Annotated in this window: 21 protein-coding genes; 12 read left to right on the forward strand and 9 right to left on the reverse strand. The window is 70.2% G+C overall.

The window, feature by feature from the left end; all coding sequences use genetic code 11:
* Positions 1 to 34 precede the first annotated feature (34 nt).
* Entirely contained in the window at positions 35 to 1,096 is a 1,062-nt protein-coding gene (locus tag PCA_RS09140; protein WP_181302305.1) for an NAD(P)-dependent alcohol dehydrogenase, read from the reverse strand.
* A gap of 185 nt (positions 1,097 to 1,281) precedes the next feature.
* Here PCA_RS09140 and PCA_RS09145 point away from each other — a divergent pair, with 185 nt between their 5' ends.
* The 5 genes from PCA_RS09145 (at position 1,282) to PCA_RS09165 (ending at position 7,531) form a co-directional block, all read left to right on the forward strand.
* Entirely contained in the window at positions 1,282 to 1,983 is a 702-nt protein-coding gene (locus PCA_RS09145) for a glutathione S-transferase N-terminal domain-containing protein (RefSeq protein ID WP_181302306.1), read from the forward strand.
* A gap of 72 nt (positions 1,984 to 2,055) precedes the next feature.
* Positions 2,056 to 2,895, forward strand: a complete 840-nt coding sequence (locus PCA_RS09150; protein WP_181302307.1) for a hypothetical protein — start codon at positions 2,056 to 2,058, stop codon at positions 2,893 to 2,895.
* Between the two features lie 91 nt (positions 2,896 to 2,986).
* Positions 2,987 to 3,859 (forward strand): class A beta-lactamase, encoded by an 873-nt coding sequence (gene bla, locus PCA_RS09155; RefSeq protein WP_181302308.1) that lies wholly within the window; start codon positions 2,987 to 2,989, stop codon positions 3,857 to 3,859.
* Between the two features lie 966 nt (positions 3,860 to 4,825).
* Positions 4,826 to 5,359, forward strand: coding sequence for a molybdopterin-dependent oxidoreductase (locus tag PCA_RS09160; protein WP_181302309.1), 534 nt, complete (start codon positions 4,826 to 4,828; stop codon positions 5,357 to 5,359).
* A gap of 117 nt (positions 5,360 to 5,476) precedes the next feature.
* A complete protein-coding gene (locus PCA_RS09165; protein WP_181302310.1) occupies positions 5,477 to 7,531 on the forward strand; it encodes a TonB-dependent receptor in 2,055 nt (684 codons plus the stop codon).
* Between the two features lie 40 nt (positions 7,532 to 7,571).
* Here PCA_RS09165 and PCA_RS09170 read toward each other — a convergent pair whose 3' ends face one another.
* The 3 genes from PCA_RS09170 to PCA_RS17400 all read right to left on the reverse strand — a co-directional run bounded on the left by PCA_RS09170 (position 7,572) and on the right by PCA_RS17400 (position 12,041).
* The gene (locus tag PCA_RS09170; protein ID WP_219918655.1) at positions 7,572 to 8,369 is read right to left on the reverse strand and encodes a TOBE domain-containing protein; all 798 of its coding nucleotides are present in this window, start codon (positions 8,367 to 8,369) and stop codon (positions 7,572 to 7,574) included.
* Between the two features lie 56 nt (positions 8,370 to 8,425).
* Complete coding sequence (locus PCA_RS09175; RefSeq protein WP_181302311.1) at positions 8,426 to 10,627, reverse strand: penicillin acylase family protein; 2,202 nt, start codon at positions 10,625 to 10,627, stop codon at positions 8,426 to 8,428.
* Positions 10,628 to 10,820: 193 nt separating this feature from the next.
* A complete protein-coding gene (locus tag PCA_RS17400) occupies positions 10,821 to 12,041 on the reverse strand; it encodes a YXWGXW repeat-containing protein (RefSeq protein ID WP_219918657.1) in 1,221 nt (406 codons plus the stop codon).
* 411 nt (positions 12,042 to 12,452) lie between these two features.
* On the opposite strand from PCA_RS17400, the gene PCA_RS09185 reads away from it, so the two are divergent.
* Both PCA_RS09185 and PCA_RS09190 read left to right on the forward strand, forming a co-directional pair.
* Positions 12,453 to 13,229 (forward strand): iron-containing redox enzyme family protein, encoded by a 777-nt coding sequence (locus PCA_RS09185; protein WP_181302312.1) that lies wholly within the window; start codon positions 12,453 to 12,455, stop codon positions 13,227 to 13,229.
* Between the two features lie 209 nt (positions 13,230 to 13,438).
* Positions 13,439 to 16,189 carry an EAL domain-containing protein gene (locus PCA_RS09190; RefSeq protein ID WP_255436756.1) on the forward strand — a complete coding sequence of 917 codons (2,751 nt, stop codon included), beginning with the start codon at positions 13,439 to 13,441 and terminating at the stop codon, positions 16,187 to 16,189.
* A gap of 9 nt (positions 16,190 to 16,198) precedes the next feature.
* On the opposite strand, the gene msrA is transcribed toward PCA_RS09190, so the two are convergent.
* Positions 16,199 to 16,876, reverse strand: a complete 678-nt coding sequence (gene msrA, locus PCA_RS09195) for a peptide-methionine (S)-S-oxide reductase MsrA (RefSeq protein ID WP_181302313.1) — start codon at positions 16,874 to 16,876, stop codon at positions 16,199 to 16,201.
* Between the two features lie 109 nt (positions 16,877 to 16,985).
* Here msrA and PCA_RS09200 point away from each other — a divergent pair, with 109 nt between their 5' ends.
* Entirely contained in the window at positions 16,986 to 17,804 is an 819-nt protein-coding gene (locus tag PCA_RS09200) for an arylamine N-acetyltransferase (protein WP_181302314.1), read from the forward strand.
* A 15-nt stretch (positions 17,805 to 17,819) separates the two neighbouring features.
* On the opposite strand, the gene PCA_RS09205 is transcribed toward PCA_RS09200, so the two are convergent.
* Genes PCA_RS09205 through PCA_RS09215 form a run of 3 tightly spaced genes read right to left on the reverse strand, consistent with a single transcriptional unit; the run spans position 17,820 to position 18,918 of the window.
* The gene (locus tag PCA_RS09205) at positions 17,820 to 18,050 is read right to left on the reverse strand and encodes an RNA-binding S4 domain-containing protein (protein WP_181302315.1); all 231 of its coding nucleotides are present in this window, start codon (positions 18,048 to 18,050) and stop codon (positions 17,820 to 17,822) included.
* On the reverse strand, positions 18,047 to 18,481 hold the full coding sequence (locus tag PCA_RS09210) for a barstar family protein (RefSeq protein ID WP_181302316.1): 435 nt from the start codon (positions 18,479 to 18,481) through the stop codon (positions 18,047 to 18,049). The genes PCA_RS09205 and PCA_RS09210 overlap by 4 nt, the downstream gene beginning before the upstream one ends.
* Positions 18,478 to 18,918, reverse strand: coding sequence for a ribonuclease domain-containing protein (locus PCA_RS09215; RefSeq protein WP_181302317.1), 441 nt, complete (start codon positions 18,916 to 18,918; stop codon positions 18,478 to 18,480). Before PCA_RS09215 ends, PCA_RS09210 begins: the two co-directional genes overlap by 4 nt.
* 140 nt (positions 18,919 to 19,058) lie before the next feature.
* Between PCA_RS09215 and PCA_RS09220 the strand changes: the two genes are divergently transcribed.
* On the forward strand, positions 19,059 to 20,603 hold the full coding sequence (locus PCA_RS09220) for an oligopeptide:H+ symporter (RefSeq protein ID WP_181302318.1): 1,545 nt from the start codon (positions 19,059 to 19,061) through the stop codon (positions 20,601 to 20,603).
* Here PCA_RS09220 and PCA_RS09225 read toward each other — a convergent pair.
* Positions 20,591 to 21,367 (reverse strand): phosphatase PAP2 family protein, encoded by a 777-nt coding sequence (locus PCA_RS09225; protein WP_181302319.1) that lies wholly within the window; start codon positions 21,365 to 21,367, stop codon positions 20,591 to 20,593. The two genes, PCA_RS09220 and PCA_RS09225, sit on opposite strands and share 13 nt — an antisense overlap.
* Positions 21,368 to 21,488: 121 nt before the next feature.
* On the opposite strand from PCA_RS09225, the gene PCA_RS09230 reads away from it, so the two are divergent.
* The 3 genes from PCA_RS09230 to PCA_RS17405 all read left to right on the forward strand — a co-directional run.
* On the forward strand, positions 21,489 to 23,138 hold the full coding sequence (locus PCA_RS09230) for a serine hydrolase (protein ID WP_181302320.1): 1,650 nt from the start codon (positions 21,489 to 21,491) through the stop codon (positions 23,136 to 23,138).
* A gap of 131 nt (positions 23,139 to 23,269) precedes the next feature.
* Complete coding sequence (locus tag PCA_RS09235; protein WP_181302321.1) at positions 23,270 to 24,916, forward strand: alpha/beta hydrolase-fold protein; 1,647 nt, start codon at positions 23,270 to 23,272, stop codon at positions 24,914 to 24,916.
* A 124-nt stretch (positions 24,917 to 25,040) separates the two neighbouring features.
* Positions 25,041 to 25,357 (forward strand): DUF3761 domain-containing protein (locus PCA_RS17405; RefSeq protein ID WP_219918659.1); only part of this gene is annotated, 317 nt, incomplete at its 3' end.

Below are 25,357 nucleotides of genomic sequence, written 5' to 3' on the forward strand. Positions count from 1 at the left end.
CTCCACGAGGCAGGCACGGGACGGGGATGCGGCGTCAGGCCGCCTTCGCTTCCTGCTTCAGCGTGGCGATGTCGATCACGAAGCGGTACTTCACGTCGCCCTTGAGCATGCGTTCGTAGGCGGTGTTGATGTCCTTCATCGCGATCGTCTCGATGTCGGACACGATGCCGTGTTCCGCGCAGAAATCCAGCATCTCCTGCGTCTCGCGGATGCCGCCGATCGCCGAGCCGGCAAGGCTGCGCCGCCCGAGGATCAGGGTGAACACGTTGGGCGACGGGTGCGGATGCTCGGGCGCGCCGACCAGGCACATCGTGCCGTCGCGCTTGAGCAGGGCGAGGAAGGGGTCGAGGTCGTGCGTCGCGGCCACGGTGTTGAGGATGAAGTCGAAGCTGCCGGCGTGCTGCGCCATCTGCGTCGGGTCCTTCGAGATCACCACTTCGTCGGCGCCGAGGCGCCTGGCATCGGCCTGCTTGCCGGGCGAGGTGGTGAACAGCACCACGTGCGCGCCCATGGCATGGGCGAGCTTCACGCCCATGTGGCCGAGGCCGCCCAGGCCCACGATGCCCACCTTCTTGCCGGGGCCGGCCTGCCAGTGGCGCAGCGGCGAATACGTGGTGATGCCGGCGCACAGCAGCGGCGCCACGGCGGCGAGATCCCTGGCCTCGTGGCCGACGCGCAGCACGAATTTCTCGTCCACCACGATGTTCTCGGAGTAGCCGCCCCAGGTGTTCTCCTTGCCGCGGCCGTTGTAGGTGCCGGTGAAGCCGTTCTCGCAGTACTGCTCCTCGCCGTCGGCGCAGGAGGCGCAATGCTGGCAGCTGTCCACCATGCAGCCCACGCCCACGGTGTCGCCGGGCTTGAACTTCGTCACGTGGTCGCCCACGGCCACCACCGTGCCCACGATCTCGTGGCCCGGCACGGAGGGGTACATCGTGTTCCGCCACTCGTTGCGCGCGGTGTGCAGGTCGGAGTGGCATACGCCGCAAAACAGGATGTCGATCTTGACGTCGTGCGGTCCCGGCTGGCGACGCTCGATGCCGAGCGGGCCGAGCGGCTGCGTGGCGGCGGTGGTGCCGTAGGCGTGGGTCTGGGTCATGCGGGTTCTCCGATGCGGGGATGCGGGGGGCAACTTGATCAGCTTGCGCCCGTAGACGTAAAGCCGATGGCATCGGCTGTGATGGGGACGCCGATCGCGCTTCAAAAGGCCGGCGGGCGAACGCGCCATTGAAGCAGGGCCGTGCGATGCCCATGATGGATGGATCGTCGCCGCGAGAGTCCGTCATGTCCGAGTTGTCCGCTTTCCCGATCAATCGCCGCTGGCCTGCGCAGCACCCCGAGCGCATCCAGCTCTATTCGCTCAGCACGCCGAACGGCGTGAAGGTGTCGATCATGCTGGAGGAAACCGGCTTGCCCTACGAGGCGCACCTGGTCGACATCGGCAAGGACGAGAGCCATCTGCCGGAATTTCTTGCGCTGAACCCGAACGGCAAGATCCCCGCGATCATCGATCCGCAGGGGCCGGGCGGAAAGCCGCTGGGCCTGTTCGAGTCGGGCGCGATCCTGATGTATCTCGCGGAGAAGAGCGGCAAGTTCCTGTCCGCCGATCCGGCGCTGCGCTGGGAGACGATCCAGTGGGTGTTCTTCCAGATGGCCTCGATCGGGCCGATGTTCGGCCAGGTGGGCTTCTTCCACAAATACGCCGGCCGCGAATACGAGGACAAGCGGCCGCTCACCCGCTACGTCAACGAATCGAAGCGCCTGCTCGGCGTGCTGGACGAGCGGCTGGCCGGGCGCGACTGGATCATGGGCAGCGAGTACTCCATCGCCGACATCGCCACGCTGGGCTGGGTGAGGAACCTGATCGGCTGGTACGACGCCGGCGCGCTGGTGGAATACGAGCGCTTCAGGCATGTCGATGCGTGGCTGCAGCGCGGCCTCGCGCGGCCGGCGGTGCAGCGCGGGCTGGAGATTCCCTCGCAGTGACCGGCGCCCGCACCGCCATCGGGATGGGCGCGGCATGAGACCGTCCGACGGACGCAGCGGCGCGCGCGGCCGATGAGCGACGCGTTGCGGACCGTGCTGGCGGCACTGGAATCGGACCACGCGCTGGACGGGCCGCAGCGGTTGCGCGAACGCATCGAGGCGCTGGACCGCCTCGATGCGTTGATGCCCCGGGCGGGCGACGACGCGCTGCTGCAGCACGCACACACGGTCCGGCAGCAGCTGGAAGCCGCCAATGCGCTGGAGTTCGAGGCCATACGCGCGGCGATCTGGCGAGGCGAGGGCCGGTACGCGCTGGGTTGCTGGCGGCAGGCCGCCGGGGACGATGCGCAGTGCCGCGGCGATGCCTATGACTGGCTGGACGAACTGGTCGGCGGCGTGCTGCCGTTCGCGGAGCCGGACGAGGCGTCGCCGCTGGCGCCGGAGATGGTGTTCTACCAGCCTACGCCGGCTCGGCACGTGTTCGACCTGCTCGATCGCCTCGCCTTGACCGGCGACGACGTGCTGGTCGACCTGGGTTCAGGCCTGGGCCACGTGCCGTTGCTCACCGCGATCTGCACCGAAGCCTGCGGCCTCGGGGTGGAGATCGAGCCGGCCTACGTCGCCAGTGCACGTGCCTGCGCGCAGGCGCTGCGGCTGGCGAACGCGCACTTCGCGCTGGGCGATGCGCGCGAGGCGAATTTCGCGATCGGCAGCGTGTTCTACCTGTACACGCCGTTCACCGGAACGATCATGCGCGGCGTGCTGGACGCGTTGCGCCGCGAGGCTGCGCGGCGCGTGTTTCGCGTCTGCAGCTTCGGGCCTTGCACGGCGGTGCTTGCGGCCGAACCGTGGCTGGTCGGCGACGCCGCGCCGGCCGCCGACCGCATCGCGATCTTCCGCACGCGGGCGTGAGCCGCGCGCCCCGGCTTTGCCATCTGCGCCGCTTCGAAAAGCCCGCAGTCGCGGGCAGGATGGGGCGCCAGCCCACCGCACCGGAGACGCCATGAACCGCAGAGACCTGCTGAAGACCGCCATGCTGGGCGCGTCCGCGCTCGTCCTTCGTCCAGCGCTGGCCCGCACCGCCGGCGAGACGGACGTCGAAGCGCGGCTGGCCGCATTGGAACGCCGGCATGGCGGCCGCCTGGGCGTGGCCATGCTCGACACCGGCGACGGGCGCCGCTTCGGTCATCGCGCGGACGAACGCTTCCTGATGTGCAGCACGCACAAGGTGCTGACGGTGGGCGCGGTGCTCGCGCGGGTGGATCGCGGCGAGGAAAGCCTGGACCGGCGCGTGGTGTTCGGCCGCGACGTGGTGCTTTCGTGGGCGCCGGTCACCAGCCATCGCGTGGGCGCGCCGGGCATGAGCGTGGCGGAGCTGTGCGAGGCGGCGATCACGGTGAGCGACAACACGGCGGACAACCTGCTGCTGGCGAGCCTGGGCGGACCGCCTGCCGTCACCGCGTTCGCGCGGCGGTTGGGCGATACGCTGACCCGGCTGGATCGCATCGAGCCGGACTTGAATGCCGGCGGCAACGGCGACGTGCGCGATACCACCACGCCAAACGCGATGCTGGGCAGTCTGCGCACGCTGATGCTGGGCGATGTGTTGTCCGCCGCGTCGCGCGACCGGCTGGCGGCGTGGATGCGCGCCACCCGCACCGGACTCGACAAGCTGCGCGCCGGCGTGCCGGCCGATTGGCGGGCGGCCGACAAGACTGGCAGCGGCGCGAACGGCGAAAGCAACGACGTCGCGATCCTGTGGCCGCCCCGGCGCAAGCCCGTGCTGGTGACGGCGTATTGCGTGAATCCGGCGGCAGGGGCCACGGCGCGCAGCGCCGTGCTCGCCGAGGTGGGGCGGATCGCGGCATCGGTTTGACTCCGCCACGCTGCGGTTGTGAGCGCGCGGTCGATCGCATCGATTTGCAGCGTGCGCGCGAGGAAGAGCGGCAGGTCTGCGTGTGTTTGCCGGACAACCAGGCGACTGGCCCGGGTGGGTCCAGCGTCGCCAACCTGCCGAAGGCACTCTCCAGGCAAGGGCGCTGCGCGTTCCCGCCAGGGATGGACCGACTGCCGGCGAGGCCGTGCATCGCCGGCAGTTCCGTTTGTGCGTCGCGGGGATGTTAAACGCGTCTTTATGCAATGACTCCGGAATTCCGACAAGCGCATGGGTAAGGTCGGCATGCGGGCGCGGTGGCATTGTTTCGCCGTGGAAGTGGAACAGCAGTCGCAACGGCGCCGCGCTCGCACCGAATCCCGCAACGGAGACCGCATATGAAAGGTTCAGTCACGGCAGGGCTTCTGGCTGCAGCTGTGCTGGCATTGTCGGCGTGCAGCAAGAGCGGCGACATGGCTCCGCCGCCCGGTGCGCCCGATCATGCCGCGAGTACGCAGGCCCCGGTCGCGCCGCCGCCGGCGACCACCGCCGCCGCCCCTGCGGCAACCAGCCCCGCGCCTCCGTCGGCATCGACTGCCGGAAACGGAACGAACCCGCAGCACTAGGAAAGGCAGAAGCGCGGGTCGTCGTTGCGGGCCTGGGACGGTCCGCGGCGGCCCGCATGCGGGATGGACCGCCATCGCCCGGTCCGGGACTGCAACCGGCGGATGCGGAAGGCCGCGGGGAGGGGTTTACGATCCCGCCGCGGAATTGGCGACGCCCGGGCAACGGTCCCGGTGGCCAGCCGGTTTCGTCGCGGCCGGTCGGCACCGGTAGCGGTTGCTGATCCCGGTTGCTGGTCCCCCGCCGCCGGTGTTCCCGCGTGACCGGCGTCAAGAGCAGGCCTTGACCCCACTGCTAGGCTTGCGCCTCGCTATGTGTCTAACTACATAACGAGGGGTTCGAACCATGAGACTGCATGCACTCCTGCTCGCTCTTGCCCTGTTGCCGCTGGGCGCGCACGCCTGGGCCGACGACGGTCCGGGGAAGGTGGGCGAGCCCAGCACCGCCGTGCGCGTGGACGGCGCGGTGAACGCGCCGCGCGCGTTCGACGTCGCGGCGCTGAAGAAGCTGGTGGCGCACGACACCGGTCCGGTGGACGTGGTGTGCGCGTCGGGGGCCACCGTGGGCAAGGTGGACAATTTCCGCGGCGTGCGCCTCACCGACGTGATCGATGCCGCCGGCGTCAAGCTCGAAGGCCACCGGGACGCGCGGCGCATGGTGGTGGTGGCGCGCGCCACCGACGGCTACGTGGTCACCTTCTCCTGGAACGAGCTGTACAACACGCCCGTCGGCAAGGACGTGCTGGTGGCGTGGGAGCGCGACGGCAAGCCGCTGGAGCCGCGCGAGGGGCAGTTGCTGCTGATCTCCGGCAAGGACATCCAGACCGGGCCGCGGCACGTGCGCCAGCTCAGCGAGATCGAGATCGTGCGGATGCACTGAGCGCGTCGCACGCCTTCCGCGTATCCCTTTCCGTTCCTGTCCGTGGCGGGCGCCGTGCCGGCACCCGGTGGGGACGGCTGCGCCTCTTCCTTTGATCGAGTGACCGAGATGAACCCCATGCCTGCTTCGTTCCCGCTTTCCCGCCGCGCGCTGGCGGTGGCGCTGGCCGCCGTCGGCGTCGGACTGTCGCCCGCCGCCTTGCGTGCCGCCGACGTCGACGCCCCTGCCGCAAGGGACGACTCCGGCGCCACGCCGCGCCACAGCGTGTTCGAGCTGGGCCGCATCGTGGTGCAGGCCACGCCCGAGGGCGCCCGCGTGAACGGCGAGCAGACGCTGGACCAGCGGGCGATGGAGCGGCTCAACCTGGAGACGGTGGCCGACGCGGTGGCGGTGCTGCCCGGCGCCAGCCTTTCGCACAATTCGCGCAACGAGGCGATGGTCTACCTGCGCGGCTTCGATCCGCGCCAGGTGCCGGTGTTCCTGGACGGCATCCCGCAATACGTGCCCTACGACGGCTACGTGGATTTCGACCGATTCACCACCTTCGACCTGGCCGAGATCCGCGTGGCCAAGGGCGCGGCCTCGCTGCTGTACGGCCCGAACACGCTGGGCGGCGCGGTGAACCTGGTGAGCCGCAAGCCGACCGCGCCGTTCGAGGGCGACGTGCGCGTGGGCGCGGGCAGCAGCGGCGAGTACAAGGCGGCGGTCAACCTGGGCATGCGCCAGGGCGACTGGTACGTGCAGGCCGGCGCGTCGTGGATCGAGGCCGACGGCTTCCCGCTGCCGCACGGCTTCCGGGACTACAAGGCCAAGCCCAGCGACACCGGCGACGAGCGCGCGAACGCCGACCACGAAGACCGCAAGCTGTCGCTCAAGCTGGGCTGGATGCCGCACGAAGGCGACGAGTACGCGCTGGGCTATTCGCGCCAGGACGGCGCCAAGGGCAACCCGGTCTACACCGGCCGCGCGAACCAGGGCATCCGCTACTGGCGCTGGCCGTACTGGGACAAGGAGAGCGTGTACTTCATCGGCAACCAGAGCCTGGGCAAGGTCAACGCGCTGCGCATGCGCGCCTACGAGGACCGCTACGGCAACGGCCTGGACGCCTACACCGACGCCCGCTACGCCACGAAACTGCTGAACACCAGCTTCCCCAGCGTGTACGCCGACCGTACCCGCGGCGCGAGCATCGAGCTGGTGAACACCGCGCTGGCGAACCACGAGCTGCACGTGGCGGCGCATTACAAGGAGGATCGCCACCGCGAAAGCAATCCGCTGTCGCCCACGAAAACCTACCGGGACGTGACCACCTCCATCGCGGCCGAGGACGTGGTCGCGCTGGGCCCGGACTGGCAGCTGCGGCTGGGCGCCAGCCGCGAGCAGCGCAAGGCGCGCGAAGTGTACGACTGGCCCACCGGCAGCACCCGCGCCACCAACGCGCTGGCCGAGCTGGTGCGCGAACTGGGCGAGGGCGGCGGCGAGCTGTATGCCAGCATCTCGCACAAGACGCGCTTCCCCACGATCAAGGACCGCTACTCCGCGCGCATGGGCCGCGCGCTGCCGAACCCGGACCTGAAGCCGGAGACCGCGCGCCACCTCGAACTGGGCTGGCGCGGGCGGCCCTGGGCCGGCGCGCATGCGGAGGTGGCGCTGTTCGAGAGCCGCATCCGCGCGCTGATCCAGGACGCGCTGGTGCCGTCGGACCAGTGCGGCGGCACGGTGTGCAACCAGGCGCAGAACATCGGCCGGGCGCGCTACCGCGGCATGGAGCTGTCGCTGGACCAGCGCATCACCGAAAGCGCGCGCGTGGGCCTGGGCTACACATGGCTGGACCGCGACAACCTCAGCCGCCCCGACGTGCCGCTCACCGACAGCCCGCGTCAGCGCGTGTTCGCGCAGGCCAGCTGGGCGTTCCATCCGGAGTGGCGCCTGGTGGCCGACGGCGAGGCCGAGCAGGGGCGCATGGTCGCCTCCGTCGCGCCGGGCAACCGCAACGGCTACCTGCGCCTGCACGGTTACGCGAGCTTCGGCGCCAAGCTGGTGTGGTCGCCGCAGCCGGCGTGGGAGCTGGAGGCGGGCGGCCGCAACCTGGGCAACCGCTGGTACGAACTGTCCGACGGCTTCCCGATGCCGGGGAGGCGCTGGTTCGCGAACGCGAGCTACCGCTTCTGACGAGGTCTGCGGCCCGGCGTCGCGCGACGCCGGGCCGGCCTCACACGGCGACCGCGAGGATCACGTGCGAGGCCTTCACCAGCGCGGTCATGGGCAGGCCCGGACGGATGCCCAGCGCGTGCACGCTGGCGTTGGTCACCGTGGCCACCAGCCTGCGGCCGCCGGCCAGCGCCAGTTCGACCTCGGCGTTGACCGCGCCTTCGCGGCACGCTTCCACGGTGCCCGCCAGCGCGTTGCGCGCGCTGGTGCGCAAGCCGTCCGCGGCCGCGAGCAGCACGAACGTGGACTTGATCAGCGCGACCGCGCTGCCGCCCGGCGCCAGGCCCAGGTCGTCCACGCTGTGGTTGGTGATGATGGCGACCAGGCGGTCGCCGCCCTCCAGTTCCAGCGCGACCTCGCTGTTCACCGCGCCGCGTTCCACCGCGAGCACGGTGCCTTCGTACTGGTTGCGCGCACTGGTCTTCAGCATGAGATTCCCCAGTCTTCCCAACAGTTGGTCGAGGTCGTTCGGATTGGCCGGGTCGGCCGAGTCCGCCAGCAGCCGTCGCTGCAGCGCGGTCAGCGCCCGGTGGAAGGCCAGCACGCGCTGGCCCATCGCGGTGAGGCTGGCGCCGCCGCCGTGGCTGCCGCCGGTGGTGGTGGCGACCAGCGGTTCGCCGGTCAGCGTGTTCAGCGCGGCGATCGCGTCCCATGCGCCCTTGTAGCTCATGCCGATGGCGCGGGCCGCCGCGCTGATCGAGCCGTGGCCGTCCAGCGCCTCGAGCAGGCGTGCGCGCTGCGGACTGAGGCTGCCGCTGGCGCCGCGCAGCTCGATCATCGGTTCCAGCGTGGGTGTCATGGCGCTTGGCGTCGGTTCGGCGCTTCCGGGAACACCGAGGCTAGCCTGTATGGGCCTCAGTCGCCAGGGTGGTAGGCGCGCTCGACGTGCCCCTGCAACTGCTCGGGCCAGAAATACACCGTGCGCAGGTTGCCGCTGGCATAGCGTTCGGCCTCGTCGGCGAAATGCGGCGAACCGGGGTGGCCGCTCTCGCCGCCGGCGGTGACGGCGCGGGCGCTCACCCGCGGGCCGAACTCCACCACGGCCACGAAGCTGTTGCCGCTGGAGCCGTAGTACTTCTTCGTGCCGGGCCAGCGGTGCGCGCCGAACGAGGCCAGCGAACCCCAGCGCGAGGACACGAACGGCACCGGGATGCTCGGCTTGCCATCGTCGAAGTGCGGCTTGATCGCATCGTCGAGGCGCTGGAAGCGGTTGATCCCGCCCCAGGCCACGCCCCAACTGCCGAAGTCCCGGGTGAGGCGGTCCACGGCTTCGTCCAGCGCGTGCAGGCGATCCCGCGTACCGCCGTCGCGCGCCATGTATTCGTAGGGCGAGACGCCGGCGGCTTTTGCTCCGGGCACGCTCTCGTCCCACAGCGTGTCGCCCCAGAACACCGCCAGCGAGGTGGGCATGGAGGCGATGCCCCAGCGGCAGTCCCAGTGGCGCAGCAGTTCGATCGGGCCCGCGAGTTTTGCTTTCAGCGGATCGCCGGCGGGCAGGGCGTCGTAATCCCTGGCGAGGATGGGAATGAGCCTGGCGAACTCGGGCAGGTACGAGTCGAACGCATCGGCGATCAGCTTCGGCGTGCTGAAGCCGCTGGCGCCGGTGAGCATGCGTGTGGCGTGGATGCCGCGCGGGTTCTCGCCGAAGGTGTCCATGTAGCGCGGGAAATCGGCCTGCTTCGGGCTGTACTCGCCGGCGGCGGAATACGGCCAGTCGTTGGTGTTCATCGCCCAGCCGTTCGGCGGGTTCACCGCCTGCGGCAGCTCGTTCAACGGCGTGGGTCCGTGCCAGTCGGTGGCCGGGTCGCTGCCGTCCACGAGTTTCGTGTAGTCGAAGCGGTTGTCGCGCTTCGGCACGAACTGCGGCATCAGGAACGCGATCTCGCCCTTGTCGTCGGCGAACAGCGTGTTGTTGGAGGAATTGGCCTTGAGCTCGGCCACCTTCATGTAGCTCGCGTAGTCGTGCGCCTTGGTGCGCAGCCAGCTCTGTTCCAGCGCGGCGACGGGTTTGTCCATCAGCGCCTCGGCGATCCACTTGCCGTTCTCGCGCTTCACGACGGGGCCGTGATGGGTGAAGTACGCGGTGAAGCTGCGCGTCTTCAACGTACCGTCGGCGGCGCGGTAGCGCACGGCGATCGCGCGTTCGGTCACCGGTCGCAGTTCCTTGCCGTAGCGGTAATACGGCTTGCCGTTCTGGTGTTCGATGGTCTCGGCGAACTCGTCCACCGCGTCGAGGCCGGTGGAGGTGTGCATCCAGCCGATGTGCCGGTTGAAGCCCTGGTAGACGAAGAACTGGCCCCAGGTCACCGCGCCGTAGGCGTCCAGTCCCTCGTCGCTGGACATCTGCAGCTCGGAGCGGAAGTAGAACGAGGTGTGCGGATTGATCAGCAGCAGCGCGTGGCCGTCGGTGGTGAGCTTCGGCGCGATCGCGATGCCGTTGGAGCCGGTGGGCTCGGCCCAGCTCGGCGGGTTGGTCCGGGCGAGTTGTGGCTGCGCATCGCCGTAGAACGCGGCGAGGTCCTTCAGCGAGACGCGTTCGATGTCGCCGCCGATGCTGCCCTCGGTGAAGGACAGCGCCATCCACGGCTCGAAATGCGCGATCGCCTTCGGGTGCACGTCCGGGTGGGTGGCGAGATACCAGTCGAGGCCGTCGGCCCAGGCGTCCATCAGCTTCCGCAGCCATGCGGGGCTTTGCGCGTAGAGCTTCTTCAGTTCCGCGGGATCGGTCCACAACTGCTGGCGCAGGTCCTGCCAGATCGCGGCTTCGCCCTCGGCCTGCGCGGTCCAGCCCAGCGCAGCGAGGTAGTTGCTCTCCACGCGGTTGAAGTCGTCCTCGGCCTGGGCGTAGGCCATGCCGAAGACCGCGTCGGCATCGGTCTTGCCGTGCACGTGGGCGATGCCCCAGTCGTCGCGGGTGATCGTCACGGCCTGGGCCTCGCGCTGCAGGCGCGCGTGTTCGGCGGTCTGCGCCGGGGCCGCGAAAGCCAGGCACAGGGCGAGCAGGGCCAGCCAAGGCCGGGCGCGGCGCAAGGCGGAAGTCGGACGGCGTGCGGTCATGCGGGTTCCCCAAAGGCATCAGGCCGGCGATGCGTCAGGCGTCGCGGCATACAGGTCGACGGGGCATGGTGCGGCGATCGCCGCGATCGGGCAAGGCAACGCATGGCCTGGTGCGGGACGCGTCCTGCCGTGTCGGACCCTGGAACGAACAGGCCCGCCATGCGGCGGGCCCATTCGTTCGCTTGCCGCTTGCTCAGTGCTGGCGGTCGTCGCGCCGTCCCTGGGGGGCGGCGCGACCGCGCTGCTCCGCGGGGTGGCCGGCCTGGGCGGGGCGCGCTTCGGCCGGCCGGTAGGCGGGCTGCGCATAGCGCTGCGCCTGCGGACGGGCCTGCGGCGCCGGTCGGTAAGCCTGCTGCGGATAGGACTGCGGCGCGGGCCGGTAAGCCTGCTGCTGCTGGCCCTGCGGCCGGTACGGGGCGCCGCGCTGGACATCGTTCGCCGGCGGCTGGTAGCGGTTCGGCGCACGGGTGCTGGTCGCCTCGCTGGCGTTCGACCGGGTGTAGCCGCGGTTGGCAGCCGCCGGGCGATAGCCGTCGTTGCGGTTGCCGCCCGGTTGCATCGCCCCGTTGGCGTGCGGCGCGAAGCCTGCCGAGCGCAGGGCGCCGTTGCGTTGCGGGTTGCCGGCGTTCTGCGGCGCCATGCGCGTTTCGCGCGCCGCCGTCGGGGCGGGCGCCGCGCCGTTTCGGTCGAACGCGCCGGCGCGCGAGGTGGCGCCGATCGGCGGCGTGCCGCGGTTCACCGAGGCGCGCTGCGACTGCATGCGGCCGGCCATGTCGCGCTGCTGTACCTGCGCCGCCACCGGGGCGACGCGGTGCTCGCGGCCCCAGGCCTGCTGCTGCGGGGTGGCGCGCGTGGCGATGCCGCGCGGGCCGCCGTTGTAGCTGGTGCGGTTGACGATGGTGGTGTGGTTGATCACGGTCCGGTTGTAGACGTTGGTGATGTTGTTGGTGACGCGGTTCACCGAGCGGTTGTAGTAGAAGCCGCCGCCGCGCCAGTAGCCGCCGTCGTAGCCGTAGCCGCCGTAGCCGTAGCCGTAGTTGATGCCGCCATAGAAGCCCACGTGGCGGCCCCAGTAGCCGGCATGGAAGATGTAGACGCCGCTGCTCCAGCCCCAGTAGCCCGGGGTCCACAGCGCGCCCACGAACGGCGCCAGCACCCAGGCGCCCGGCACCCAGTAGTAGTCGCCGCCGCCCCAGGCCCAGTAGCCCGGGGTCCAGATGTAGCCGGGGCCCGGGATCGCCGGCTGCACGTAGACGGGCAGCGGTGGCGGGGCGATGTTCACCGAGACGAACACCCCGGCGTGCGCCCGACCGGGCAGGGCGGCGAGGGCGGCCACGGCGAGCAGGGCCGCGGCGCCGCGGACCAGCCACAGGCGGCGCAGGGAAAAGCCGTTCGAGATGATGCGGGTCTGCATGGCGACCTCCCGGTTGCGGTGTGGGCATGAATAACGCAGACGTCGCCGCCACGGCGACACCCGGGCCCGGCCGCGTTGGGCGGGGTTCAGCGCGAGAGGCCAACCCGGAGCCGTCCGCGGGCCCGCCGGCCGTTGCCCGGCACGGGCCGGCATTCCAGGCCGGTGCCCACGCGTTCCGTGCACCGCGCTCGCCCGCGAAGGCTATGCTCGGGCCTGCACTCGACTCCTGGACCGCGTGCGCGCTGCCATTCGCTGGGAGCGGCATGGCCGATGTCCGGAGGCATGGATGAAAGAATTTCCGCGACGCGTTGCGCCGCGGGGTCGCGGCCGGCCTCCGGGCCCGGTTCCCTGCCGGTCGTGTGATTCAGCAACAACCGGATCACCAACCACGACTTGTTCCAGGAGAATGACATGCATACCCGTTTTGAACGCAGCGGCCCGTTGACCGAGCTGGCCAGCTATCCGCAGTGGGCCCAGGACATGGTGGGCGATTGCGAGGATACCCGTCGCCGCGTGCTCGGCCACGAGATCTGGGCGCGAATGATTGCGCTGGAGCTGGACGAGCCCTCCACGCACAACTTCATGGCCGGCCTGTGGCCCTTCATCGAGCGCTTTCCCAGCTACATGGCGCTCAACCTGCTGAAGACCCGCTACGGGCGCAGTCCCGGCGACGACATGGCGCGCCGCTGGCTGGTGCGCAACATCCGTGTCGAGCAGAACCACGCCGAGTACTGGCTGAACTGGGCCGAGGGGGCAGGGGTGTCGCGCGACGACCTGCTGCACAAGCCGGCACCCGCGGGCACCGACGGCCTGTACCGCTGGTGCGAGGAGATCAGCGAGCAGGGCACGCTGGCCGCCGGCATGGTCGCCACGAACTACGCCATCGAGGGAGCCACCGGCGACTGGTCGCACATGATCTACGAAAGCGAGAAGTACCGTGAAAGCTTCGCGCCCGAGGTGCGTGCCTCCAGCCTGCGCTGGTTGCACCTGCACGCGGCCTACGACGACACCCATCCGTGGGAGGCGTTGGAGATCGTCTGCACCTTGATGGGCACCAGGCCGGCGCCTGCCGACGTGGCGCATCTGCGCGAATGCATCGAGCGCAGCTACATGTGCATGATCCTGCTCGGCGACCGCTGCATACGCACGCACCACGAGCTGCCCTTGCTGCGCGAGGTCGCCGCCTAGCAATTCCCGCTGGACCGGACCGGGCTGCTGGCGGATGATTCCCGCCAGCACATTCGTGGAGTCCCGAGGCATCGGTGGCACAGGGAAGTGCCGCACGCTCGGGGGGACGGGAATGCCTGCCTGACGGGGACGGGTACGGCCGGATGCCGGCCCGTCGGCTCGAAAAACGTCAGGGCGACGGATTCCGGGATTTGCGCAGCGGGGAAGGCATGAGTTCGTTCAGAAGCCTGCAACAGCCTTTGTGGCGGCGCCTGATGCCCCTGGCCTGGGGGTTGGTGGCAGCCGTTGCACTGGTGATGACGCTGGCCTGGGGCGGGCTCCAGGTCCAGGTCACCCTTGCCGGCTTCCTCAACAGCGAAAGCATCTGGTCCAAGGCGCAGAAGCAGGCGGTGATCGACCTCGCCAACTATGCCAGCCGCGGCGACGCGCGCGACCTGGCGGATTTCCGTGGAAACTACCAGGTGCTCGCCGCCGACCGCTGGGGCCGCGATGCGATCATCGCCGGCCACTACGATTCGGAACGCATCCACGAGGTATTCCGGCAGGGCAACATCCTGCCATCGGCGGAGCGTGGCATGACCTTCATGCTGGCCCATCTGTCGCGCGCCCCGTACATGGCCGAGGCGATCGCCGCGTGGCGTTCCACCGACGCGCCCATCGACCAGCTCGATGCGATCGCCAGCGAACTGCAGCGCGCATACGTCGCCGGAACGCCGCCGCCTGCCGAAATCGTCCGCCAGCGTGCCCGCATCGATGCCATCAACGCCTACATCGAGCCGCGCAGCAAGCATTTCTCGGAGGAGATGGTGCGCGGTGCGGTATGGCTGGGGCGCCTGTTGTTCGGCGCGGTGCTGCTGGCCATGGTGCTGGTGGCCTTGCTGTGGGTCGGCATGGCCCGGCGCGTGCTGGACCGCATCCGCGGCAGCGAGGAGCGCTACCGGCTGCTGTTCGAGAGCGCCGCCGTGGCGATCATCATGGTGGACGAGGTGAGCGGCCGGGTCGTGGAAGCGAACCGCCTGGCCGCGGTCTGGGCGGGGCGCGATCTGTCCGCGCTGCATGGCGCCAGTTTCGACGACTTGTTCGTGCCCGAATCCACCCACGCGGTCGGTCCTGCGCTGCTGTCGACGCTGTACGGCGGCGACGGTTCGGAGCGGCCGGTGGAGATGCAGGTCAGCCACACCACCTGGGGGCGGAGTACCGTGCGCCAGGTGATCATCCGCGACATTTCCGAGCGGGTGGCGCTGGAGCGCGAGCGGCGCGTGGCGTCCGAGGCGCTGGCCAGCATCGCCGAGGGCGTGATCATCGCCGACGCGAACCGCGAGGCGGTGTCGGTCAACGCGGCGCACGTGGAGATCACCGGCCTCACGGTGCAGACCATGCACGGGCGGCGCTTCGACGAGTTGCGCAGCATGCCCGACGGCACGCCGCTGCCGGAGTCGATCTGGTCCAGCATCGCGGGCGGCCGCCACTGGAGCGGCGAGGTGCTGGGGCGCCGCGCCGACGGCAGCACCTACCCCGAGCAGCTCAGCATCAGCGCGATCCGCGATCCGCAGCGCCAGGTGCTGCATTACGTGGCGGTGTTCAGCAACATCCACGCGGTGAAGGCCCAGCGGCGCCGGCTGGAACACATGGCCAGCCACGACCCGCTGACCGGCCTGCTCAACCGCGCCGAGTTCGAGCGCCGCTGCGAGGCGGCGATCGCGGCGGCGGCGCGCACCCGCACCGCGGTGGCGGTGCTGTTCGTGGACCTCGATGCGTTCAAGATCGTCAACGACAGCTACAGCCATGCGATCGGCGACCGCCTGCTGCAGAAGGTGGCGGAACGGATCGGGCGCCAGCTGGGCGGCAGCGACGTGGCCGGGCGCATCGGCGGCGACGAGTTCACCGTGCTGCTGGACCGGCTGGAGCTGCGCGAGGACGCGGGCGCGATCGCCGAGCGCCTGCTCGCCAGCCTCTCCGAACCCATGGTGGTGGACGACTGCGAGATCGCGCTGAGCGCCAGCATCGGCATCGCCGGCTACCCGCTGGACGGCGCCGACACGCCCACCCTGATCGCGAACGCCGACGCCGCGATGTACGTGGCGAAGTACAGCGAACGCAACACCTTCCGCTTCTACACCCCCATCATGCAGGCCGACGCCCGCCAGCGCCTGCTGCTGGTGTCGGAGCTGCGGCGGGCGCTGGTCGAGGACGAGTTCCGCCTGTGCTTCCAGCCCAGCGTGGAACTGCGCAGCGGGCGCATCGTGGCGGTGGAGGCGCTGCTGCGCTGGCAGCATCCCCGCCGCGGCGAGCTGCCGCCGTCGGAATTCATCCCGGTGGCGGAAAGCCTGGGTCTGATCCGCCGCATCGACGAGTGGGTGCTGCAGTCGGCCTGCGCACAGATCAAGGCCTGGGACCGTGCCGGCGTGCCGCCGATACGCGTGGCGGTGAACGTGTCGGCGCGCTGGTTCGGCCATGCCGGCTTCATCGCCCACCTGGACCGCACGCTGCAGTCGCACGGCGTGGCGCCGGGGCGGCTGGCGCTGGAGATCACCGAAGGCACCATGCTGCGGCTGGGCGACGACACCGAGCGCACCATGCGCGCGCTGCACGGCCTGGGCGTGGAAGTGGCGATCGACGACTTCGGCACCGGCTACTCCTCGATGGCCTACCTGAAGCTGCCGTCGGTGACCAGCCTGAAGATCGACCGTTCCTTCATCACCGGCCTGCCGAACGACGCGAACGACGTGGCGATCGTCGAGGCGATCATGGCGATGGCGCACAGCCTGGGCCTGAACACCATCGCCGAGGGCATCGAGACCGAGGCCCAGCACGCGTTCCTGCTGCATAACGGCTGCCACGAGGGCCAGGGCTACCTCTACGCCGGCGCGCTGCAGCCGGCGGCGGTCGAGCGCCTGCTCAGCCCGCGTCCGCGGCAGGGTCCCGCGCAGCTCAGCCTGGTGCCGCCCAAGCGCGGCTGAGCGGTTGGCCTACCAGTACAAGGCGGGAAACAGGCCCTTGAGATTGCGCACCTTGGGCGCGTCGTTGATCGCGATGTAGGGATCGCCCGGATGACGGCGGGCGTAGTCCTGGTGCCAGCCCTCGGCCGGGTAGAACGCCTGCAGCGGCGCCACCCGGGTGACGATGGGCGCGGTGTAGACGCCGGCCTTGCCGAGCTGGGCCAGGTAGGCGTCGGCGATGCGCTGCTGTTCCGGCGTGGCGTAGAACACCACCGAGCGGTACTGCGTTCCGCTGTCCGGCCCTTGCCGGTCGAGTTGCGTGGGATCGGTGGCCACCGAGAAGAACACCTGCAGCAGCTGTCCGTAGCTGACCTGGGCGGGGTCGAACAGCAGCTTCACCGATTCGGCATGGCCGGTGCCGCCGTCGCTGACCTGGTCGTAATGCGCGGTGGCCGCGCTGCCGCCGCTGTAGCCGGCCCAGGTCTTGCGCACGCCGCGGACGTGGTTGAACACCTCCTGCACGCCCCAGAAGCAGCCGCCGGCGAACACCGCGACCTGTTCGCCGTGCGCGGCGCTGCGTGGCGCATCCAGCGCGGGTGGGGGCAGTTTCGCGGCCGCGGCGGCCGAAGGCGGCAATGCGCAGGCGCCCAGCACGCCGAACAGGAGAGCGGCGGCCAGGCTGCGGACGGGGCGGGGGCGGGCGGACATGGCGGATCTCGCAAGGCGGGGATTCCCTGGTGCTTCGCCGGCGGGGCCGCTGCGGTTACCTGCAGCCCGGCCCGATGCTACCGTGGCCGGACCCATCGGAGTCAGCAGCATGTCCGACACGATAGACCTTGCCGCCTACCTGCGACGCATCGGTTACCGCGATGCGCCGACGGCGGACGTGCCCACGCTGCGCGCGCTGGCGGCGGCGCATGCGGCGGCGATTCCGTTCGAGAACCTCGATCCGCTGCGCGGCGTGCCGGTGCAGCTGGAACTCGACGCGCTGCAGCGCAAGCTGCTGCACGAAGGGCGCGGCGGCTACTGTTTCGAGCAGAACCTGCTGTTCGCCGCGGCGCTGCGCGCGATCGGCTTCACCGTGCACGGCCTGATCGCGCGCGTGCTGTGGAACCAGCCGGAGGACACGATCACCCCGCAGACCCACATGCTGCTCAGGGTGGAGGTGAACGGCGAGACCTGGCTGACCGACATCGGCTTCGGCAGCATGAACCTGGCCGGCGCCGTGCGCCTGGAACCCGGCGTGGCGCAGCCCACCGGGCTGGAATCGTTCCGGCTGCAGGAGCATGGCGGCGAATGGCGCATGCAGGCCTGCGTGCGCGGCGACTGGCTGACGCTGTACCGCTTCGATACCGGGCCGCGCGAATTCATCGACTACGTGGTGGCGAACCACTACGTCTCCACTTTTCCCACGTCGAACTTCGTGCGTCACCTGATCGTGGCGCGCACCGCCAGCGATCGCCGGCTGACCCTGCGCGACCGCGAGTTCACCGTGCGCCGGCCGGACGCGGAGCCGGAGCGGCGCACGCTGCGCGACGGCGAGGAGATGTGCCGGGTGCTGGAACGGGAGTTCCTGCTGCGCCTGCCGGACCGCGCCGCGCTGCGGCAGCGGCTGGATGCGTTGCCGCCGGTTTGAGCGTGCTGCGGCGGCTCAGCCGCCGATGTCGACCACGCGTATCTCGATCCCGCCCACGCGTACCACCTGGCCGGCGCGCAGCTTGCGCGTCTTGCGCGATTCCGGTTCGCCGTCCACCGTCACCGCGCCGCTGGCGACCAGGTGCTTGCCGGCGCCGCCGCTGTCGCACACGCCGGTCAGCTTGAGCAGGTTGTCGAGCTTGACGTGCTCGCGGTCGAGTTCGAAGAGGATGGTCTGTGCGCTCATGCGTGGTCGGGCTGTTCGTCGTCGGGCAGGGCGAGGAAGGCGAAGAAGGGGCGGTCCTGCTCGGTGGCGAAGGTCGCGGCGTCGTCCAGTATGCCGAGCAGGATGTCGAAGCTCGCCGCGTCGGCCTGGCGCAGCGCATCGGCATGGGCGAACAGCAGCGCGTGGCCGTCGGCGGGGCGCCACGACGGATCGCGCAGGCAGTCGGCGAGCGCGTCCCAGTTCCCGCCGAAGTCGGCTGGCAGCGGCAGCGCGGCGGCCATGCGATCGAGCAGGTCGGCCTTGTCGCGGCAAGCGGCGAGGTCGACGCGGCATACACCCAGTTCCTCGCGGGCGGCCGCGTTCGCCATCGTGTCCAGGTCGGCCCCGTCCACGAAATAGACGCCGTTGTGGGCGGGGCGGCTGAGGTCGAGGCTGGCGTCGCGCGTGCTCATGGCTGCACGTCGAAGCGGCGGAAGCTGCGGTAGTGGTCGTCGGTGTAGTAGTACGCCACGGGCGGGGTGCCGCCGGTGATGATGCGGCGCGCGCCGCGAGTGCGCGCGCCGGGCGTCTCCACCGTGTACTCGTGGTAGTAGCCGCGCGGTTCCTGCGGCAGCAGGCCTTCATAATTGCCGAACACCACGCCGTCCTGGCTGTGCGGGAACGGGCCGCCGCGCGCGATCAGCGCCAGCGTGTCGCGGGCCTCGGGCGGCAGGAAGGCCGGCAGGGCGGCGACGCCGCCGTCGCTGGCGGGGGTAGGGCCGGGAGCGGCGCCGGGCACGGCGGCTGGCACCGCGGCCGGCGTGGCCGGGGTCGGCGTCTGCGCCTGCCGGTTCCACAGCACCGCGACCACGACCAGCGCGAGTACGAGCAGGGGTTTCCAGTAGCGCATGCGGCGGGCCGGCGGGGAGCGGGAGGCGAGTCTAGCATTCGCTTCCGGCGGCCCGGCTTCCCCGTTCGCAGGAAATTGCGCACACTCGGCCCTCCAGCCGTGGCGCACTGGCGCGCCGCGGTCCTGCCAGGAGTGGACGCTTGAACATCGCCAGCGATCGTGCGCGGCTGCCGCGGCAGATCCCCTACATCATCGGCAACGAGGGCTGCGAGCGTTTCTCGTTCTACGGGATGCGCAACATCCTCACCCCGTTCCTGATCACCAGCCTGCTGCTGTACCTGCCCGAGTCCGAGCGGCCGGGCGCGGCGAAGGACGTGTTCCACAGCTTCGTGATCGGCGTGTACTTCTTCCCGCTGCTGGGCGGCTGGCTGGCGGACCGCTTCTTCGGCAAGTACTCCACCGTGCTGTGGATGAGCCTGGTGTACTGCCTGGGCCACCTGTGCCTGGCGCTGTTCGAGCACCATCGTGGCGGTTTCTTCCTGGGGCTGGGGCTGATCGCGCTGGGCGCGGGCGGGATCAAGCCGCTGGTGGCCTCGTTCGTGGGCGACCAGTTCGACCAGTCGAACAAGCATCTCGCGAAGCTGGTGTTCGACGCGTTCTACTGGATCATCAACTTCGGCTCGTTCTTCGCCTCGCTGCTGATGCCGATCTTCCTGCGCCAGTTCGGCGCGGCGGTGGCGTTCGGCATCCCGGGCGCGCTGATGTTCGTGGCCACCGTGGTGTTCTGGTCGGGCCGCAGGCAGTACGTGATGCTGCCGCCCGCGCCGCCCGACCGGGACGCGTTCTCGCGGGTGATCCGCACCGCCCTGCTGGCGCACGCGCCGGGGCAGGCGCGGCCGGGACTGTGGGTGGCGGTCGCCGGGGTGGCGGTGGCCGGCGCGGCCTTCGTGCTGCTGCCGCAGCTGGGTTTCGTGGTGGTTGCCTGCCTCGCCCTGGTGGCGCTGATCGGCGGCGTGGGCGGCGGCGCCTGGCTGCAGCTGGAGCGGGCGCGCGGCGTGCATCCCGACGCGGCGGTGGACGGCGCGCGCAACGTGCTGCGCGTGCTGGTGATCTTCGCGCTCACCACGCCGTTCTTCTCGCTGTTCGACCAGAAGGCCTCGACCTGGGTGCTGCAGGGCAACGAGATGCGCATGCCCTCGTGGTTCCAGTCGGCGCAGATGCAGGCGCTGAATCCCTTGCTGGTGATGCTGCTGATCCCGTTCAACAACCTGGTGCTGTATCCGCTGCTGCGCCGGCGCGGCTGGGAGCCGACCGCGCTGCGCCGGATGACCGCCGGCATCGCGTTCAGCGGCCTGGCGTGGATCGTGGTGGGCGCGCTGCAGGTGATGATGGACGGCGGCACGCCGCTGTCCATCCTGTGGCAGATCCTGCCCTACATGCTGCTGACCATGGGCGAGGTGCTGGTGTCGGCCACCGGCCTGGAGTTCGCCTACAGCCAGGCGCCCGCCTCGATGAAGGGCGTGGTGATGAGCTTCTGGAACCTCACCACCACCGTGGGCAACCTGTGGGTGCTGCTGGCGAACGCGGCGGTGCGCAACGAGGCGGTGACCGGCGCGATCGCCGGCACCGGCCTGGGCCTGGTGGCGTTCCAGATGTTCTTCTTCGCCGCGTTCGCGCTGGCCGCCGCGCTGGCGTTCGGCCTGTACGCACGACGCTACCGCGAGGTGGACAACTACCGCGCCTGACCGCGCCGCAACTGCTCGCCCAGCGCGATGCCGAGCACCAGCCAGCACGCGCCAAGCGCATAGCCTGCCAGCACGTCGCTGAGGTAGTGCACCTGCAGGACCACCCGGCTGAAGCCGATGACGGCGATCAGGGCCACCGCCGCGGTGATCACGTCGCGGTGGCGTTGCGGCGGCCACAGGCGCAGCAGCAGCCACGCGAGCATGCCGAAGAACACCATCGAGCCGGCTGCATGGCCGCTGGGGAAGCTGAAGCCGGTTTCGACGATGAAGCCGTGGCCGCCGAACGGCCGCGGCCGCTGCACGAATTGCTTGATCGCCTCGTCGCTGCCCGCGACCCCGCCCAGCGCGACGGCCCATGGCAGGAACAGGTGCCAGCGCCGGCGCAGCGCCAGTGCCAGCGCGATCGCGCAGGCGGCGACGACGAGCAGCCAGGGATCGCCCGCATGGGTGACGACGGCGACGACCTGCAGCAGGTTGCGCGAAAGCCCGTCGTGCAGCGCCTGCGCCAGCGCCATGTCGAACTCGACCAGCGCGGTCCGTGTCCACACCGCCCAGGCGAGCAGCAGGAACAGCGCCGCGAACAGCACCAGCAAGGTCGTCGCGGTATCCAGCCGCAACGCGAGGTAGCCGTCCCTGCCGGTGGCCGCCAGCCGGCTCCGGCGCGCGCGGCGCCAGGCGAAGTCGGCGACCAGCAAGGCCAGGACCAGCACTCCCGCCCACAGGCCCAGGACGTGCCTGCTGATCCAGAAGGGAAGGTTGTCCATGGAACTCCGGCAAGGCGCTGGGCGACAGCGCAGCTTGCCGGATGGCGGGCGTGACTTCCAGCGCTGGCCCCGCCGCAGTTTTGCCGCAATAGTGGCGTGGTTCATGTCGATGGAGCCCGTGATGTCCCAGCAACCCCTTTCCCTGCGCGTGGCGCTGTGCGGCGCGTTGCTTGCGCTGACCACCGGGGCGCTGGCCCAGACCGCGCCGGCCGCGGCCGCGACGGTGGCAACGGCCCCGGCGCAGCCGGCCCTGCCGGCCCAGTTGCAGGATTTCGACGCCTACGTGGCCGACGCCTTGAAGACCTTCAAGGTGCCCGGCGTGGCGGTGGCCATCGTCAAGGACGGCAAGGTGGTGCTGGCGCAGGGCTACGGGGTGCGCGAGCTGGGCCAGCCGGCGAAGGTGGACGCGGACACGCTGTTCGCGATCGCCTCCAACACCAAGGCGTTCACCGCGGCGGCGCTGCAGATGCTGGCGGACCAGGGCAAGCTGGACATGGACGGCCGGGTGATCGACTACCTGCCGTGGTTCCGCATGAGCGACCCCTACGTGACGCACGAGATGCGCGTGCGCGACCTGCTCGCGCACCGCAGCGGCCTCAGCCTCGGCGCGGGCGACCTGCTGTACTGGCCGCCGACCAGCTACACCACCGAGGACGTGGTGAAGCGCCTTGCCGACGTGCCGATCAAGAACAGCTTCCGCGGCCACTACGCCTACGACAACATCCTGTTCGCGGTGGCCACGCTGGTGATCGAGAAGGTCTCCGGCCAGAGCTATGCCGACTTCATCCGCCAGCACATCTTCCAGCCGGTGGGCATGGACGAGTCGCTGGTGGACATGACCCACCTCAAGCCCGGCATGGACGCGGCCACCGGCCACGCGCCGTACAACTTCAAGGACATCAAGCCGGTGCCGCCGATGGCCTGGCTCAACGACCCCGGCGCGGGCGGCATCTACGCCAGCGTCAACGACCTCGCGAAGTGGATGAACCTGCAGCTTGCCGGCGGCCAGCTGCCGGACGGCAAGCGGCTGTTCTCCGAGAAGGCCCATCGCGAGATGTGGTCGATGCTCACGCCGATCCCCATCGGCAAGCCGCCGATTCCGGAGCTGGCGCCGCTGGTGCCGCAGTTCTCCGGCTACGGCGAAAGCTGGTTCCTCAGCGACTACATGGGCAGCAAGCTGGTGTGGCACACCGGCGGCTGGCCGGGCTTCGTCTCGCGCCTCACCCTGGTGCCGCAGCTGCATCTGGGCGTGGTGGTGCTCACCAACATGGAGTCCGGCGCCGCGTTCAACGCGCTGACCTACCGCGTGCTCGACGCCTACATCAACCCGGCGCAGAAGACCGACTGGGTGGCCGCGTACGCCAAGGCGGTGAAGAAGGGCGAGGCGAAGGCCGACGACAGCTGGGCCAGGCACGAAGCCGCGCGCGACAAGAACGCCAAACCCTCGCTGCCGCTGTCCGGCTACGCCGGCACCTACCGCGATCCGTGGTACGGCGACATCGTGGTCGGCGACGAAGGCGGCAAGCTGCGCCTGCGCTTCAGCAAGACGAAGCAGCTCGTGGGCACGATGACGCCGTGGCAGCACGACACCTTCATCGTGCGCTGGGACGACCGCGCGCTGAATGCCGACGCCTTCGTGAACTTCGCGCTGGACAACGACGGCCACGTGCGCGAGATGCGCATGCAGCCGATCTCGCCGCTGACCGATTTCAGCTTCGACTTCCAGGACCTGCGGCCGGTACCGGTAAAGGCCGGCGCGAAGAACGATTGAGCCTTCAAGCCCCTCTCCCTGTGGGAGAGGGGCTGGGACGAGGGTCCGGGCCGGGCGGAACACGCGCCAGCGCCGGACCCTCATCCATGTTGCAGCACCGCCCACGTTGCCAGACCGAAAAGGGGATCACCATGCGTTCCAGTCGTCCCGTAGTCGCCGCGCTGCTCGGTTGCGGCCTGCTGTGCTCCACCGCTGCGTTCGCGCGCGACACTGCGCCCGCGGTACCCGCCCACCGCTACTTCCATGTGCAGCTGGGCGGCGCCCAGACGCAGCCGGTCTCCGGCCGCCTGCTGCTGTTCGCGACCGAAGCGACGGCGGCGGAGGCGGCCGCGAAGGAACACGGCGGCGACGGCAAGGTGGATGAGGTGGACACCAGTCCGTTCTTCCCCACGCGTACCGCGGTGGCGGCACGCGAGCTGGAGCGCCTTGCGCCTGGACAGATGGTGGACATCGACGCCGACGGCACCGCGTTCCCGCAGGGCTGGTCGCAACTGCCGCCGGGCGACTACTACGTGCAGGCCGTGCTGGACGTGCACCACGACTACAACTACGGCGGCCGCGGCGCGGGCGACCTGGTGAGCCCGGTGGTGAAGGTGCATCTGCCCACCGCGAGCATCCCCAGCCTCAGCCTGGACCAGGCGTTGCCTGCGCGCGATCCGTGGCAGCTGGGCCGCCGCGCCACGCCGGACATGCAGGCGGCGCTGGCCGCCGCGCGCGCCCATGCGCACGACATCGATTTCACCAGCCCGGCGCTCACCGCGTTCTGGGGCCGGCCCGTCCACATGCGCGGCCGCGTGCTGCTGCCGCCGGACTACGACGCCAAGGCGAAGACCACGTATCCGACCGTGTATTACACGCACGGCTTCGGCGGCAACGACGACCGCCTGGTCGGCCCGCTGGTCGGCGTCTACGCGGCGATGGCCAAGGGCGAGATGCCGCCGATGATCTGGGTGTTCCTCGACCAGTCCAGCCCCACCGGCACGCACGAATTCGCGGACTCGGTGAACAACGGGCCGTGGGGCAGTGCGCTCACCGCCGAGCTGATCCCGCAGCTGGAAAAGACCTGGCGCATGGACGCGAAGGCCAGCGGCCGTTTCCTGCAGGGCCATTCCTCGGGCGGCTGGGCCACGCTGTGGCTGCAGACGCGCTATCCGGAGATCTTCGGCGGCACCTGGTCCACCTCGCCCGACCCCAGCGACTTCCACGACTTCACCGGCGTGGACCTGTACGCGCCGCACGCGAACGTCTACCGCAAGGCGGACGGCACGCCGTATCCGCTGGTGCGCGACCACGGCAAGGTGATCGCCACCTTCCAGCAGTTCGCGCAGCTGGAACGCGTGCTCGGCGCGTACGGCGGCCAGATGGGCTCGTTCGACTGGGTGTTCTCGCCGCGGGATGAGGACGGCCGTCCGCAGCCGATGTTCGATCGCGACACCGGTGACGTCGATCCCGCCGTGGCGGCGTACTGGCGCGACCACTACGACATCGCGCATCGCCTGCAACAGCACTGGCCGGAACTGAAGGGCGCGCTGGACGGCAAGATCCACCTCTACGTGGGCACCGCCGACACCTTCTACCTGGACGGCGCCGCGCACCGGCTCAAGGCCGTGCTGGACGGCTTGCATGCGAAGTCCGACATCCGCTTCCTCCCGGACCGCACGCACTTCGACCTGTACGGCATCGGCGACGACCGCCAGGGTCTGCTGAAGGAAATTGCGTGGCAGATGTACGCGGTGGCGCGGCCGCACTCGACGCTGAAACCGCAAGCCAAACCCTGACGGCGATGCATCAGCCAGCCTTCATCACAGCGACCCGGTTTTGCGGCATAGTCTGCGCGCCGGCGCCGGGTATCAGCGCGCGGTCGCCACGATGATCCCTTACAACGCAGGAAGGAGTCTGAAGATGAAAGCATCCATCGCGTTTGCCCTGGCATTCGGCTGTCTGCTGGCTATCCCGGCCGCGCAGGCGCAGCAGTCCGCCGCACCCGCGGGTTCCACCGGCCAGTGCAAGGACGGCAGCTACACCAGCACCGCCACCAAGCGCGGCGCCTGCCGCGGTCACAAGGGCGTGCAGGAGTGGTATGCCGCCGACGCCGCGCCGGCCAAGGCATCGAAGAAGGAAGCGAAGGCGGAGGCCGCCGGGGCCGCAGCAGCGGCGGGCGCGCCGAAGAAGTCCATGGGCTGGACCAAGCCGGCGGCCACCGCGGCGCCGGCTTGGTC

Origin of the sequence: Rhodanobacter sp. PCA2 (assembly GCF_013620825.1) — a bacterium.
Classification (GTDB): Bacteria; Pseudomonadota; Gammaproteobacteria; order Xanthomonadales; family Rhodanobacteraceae; genus Rhodanobacter_A.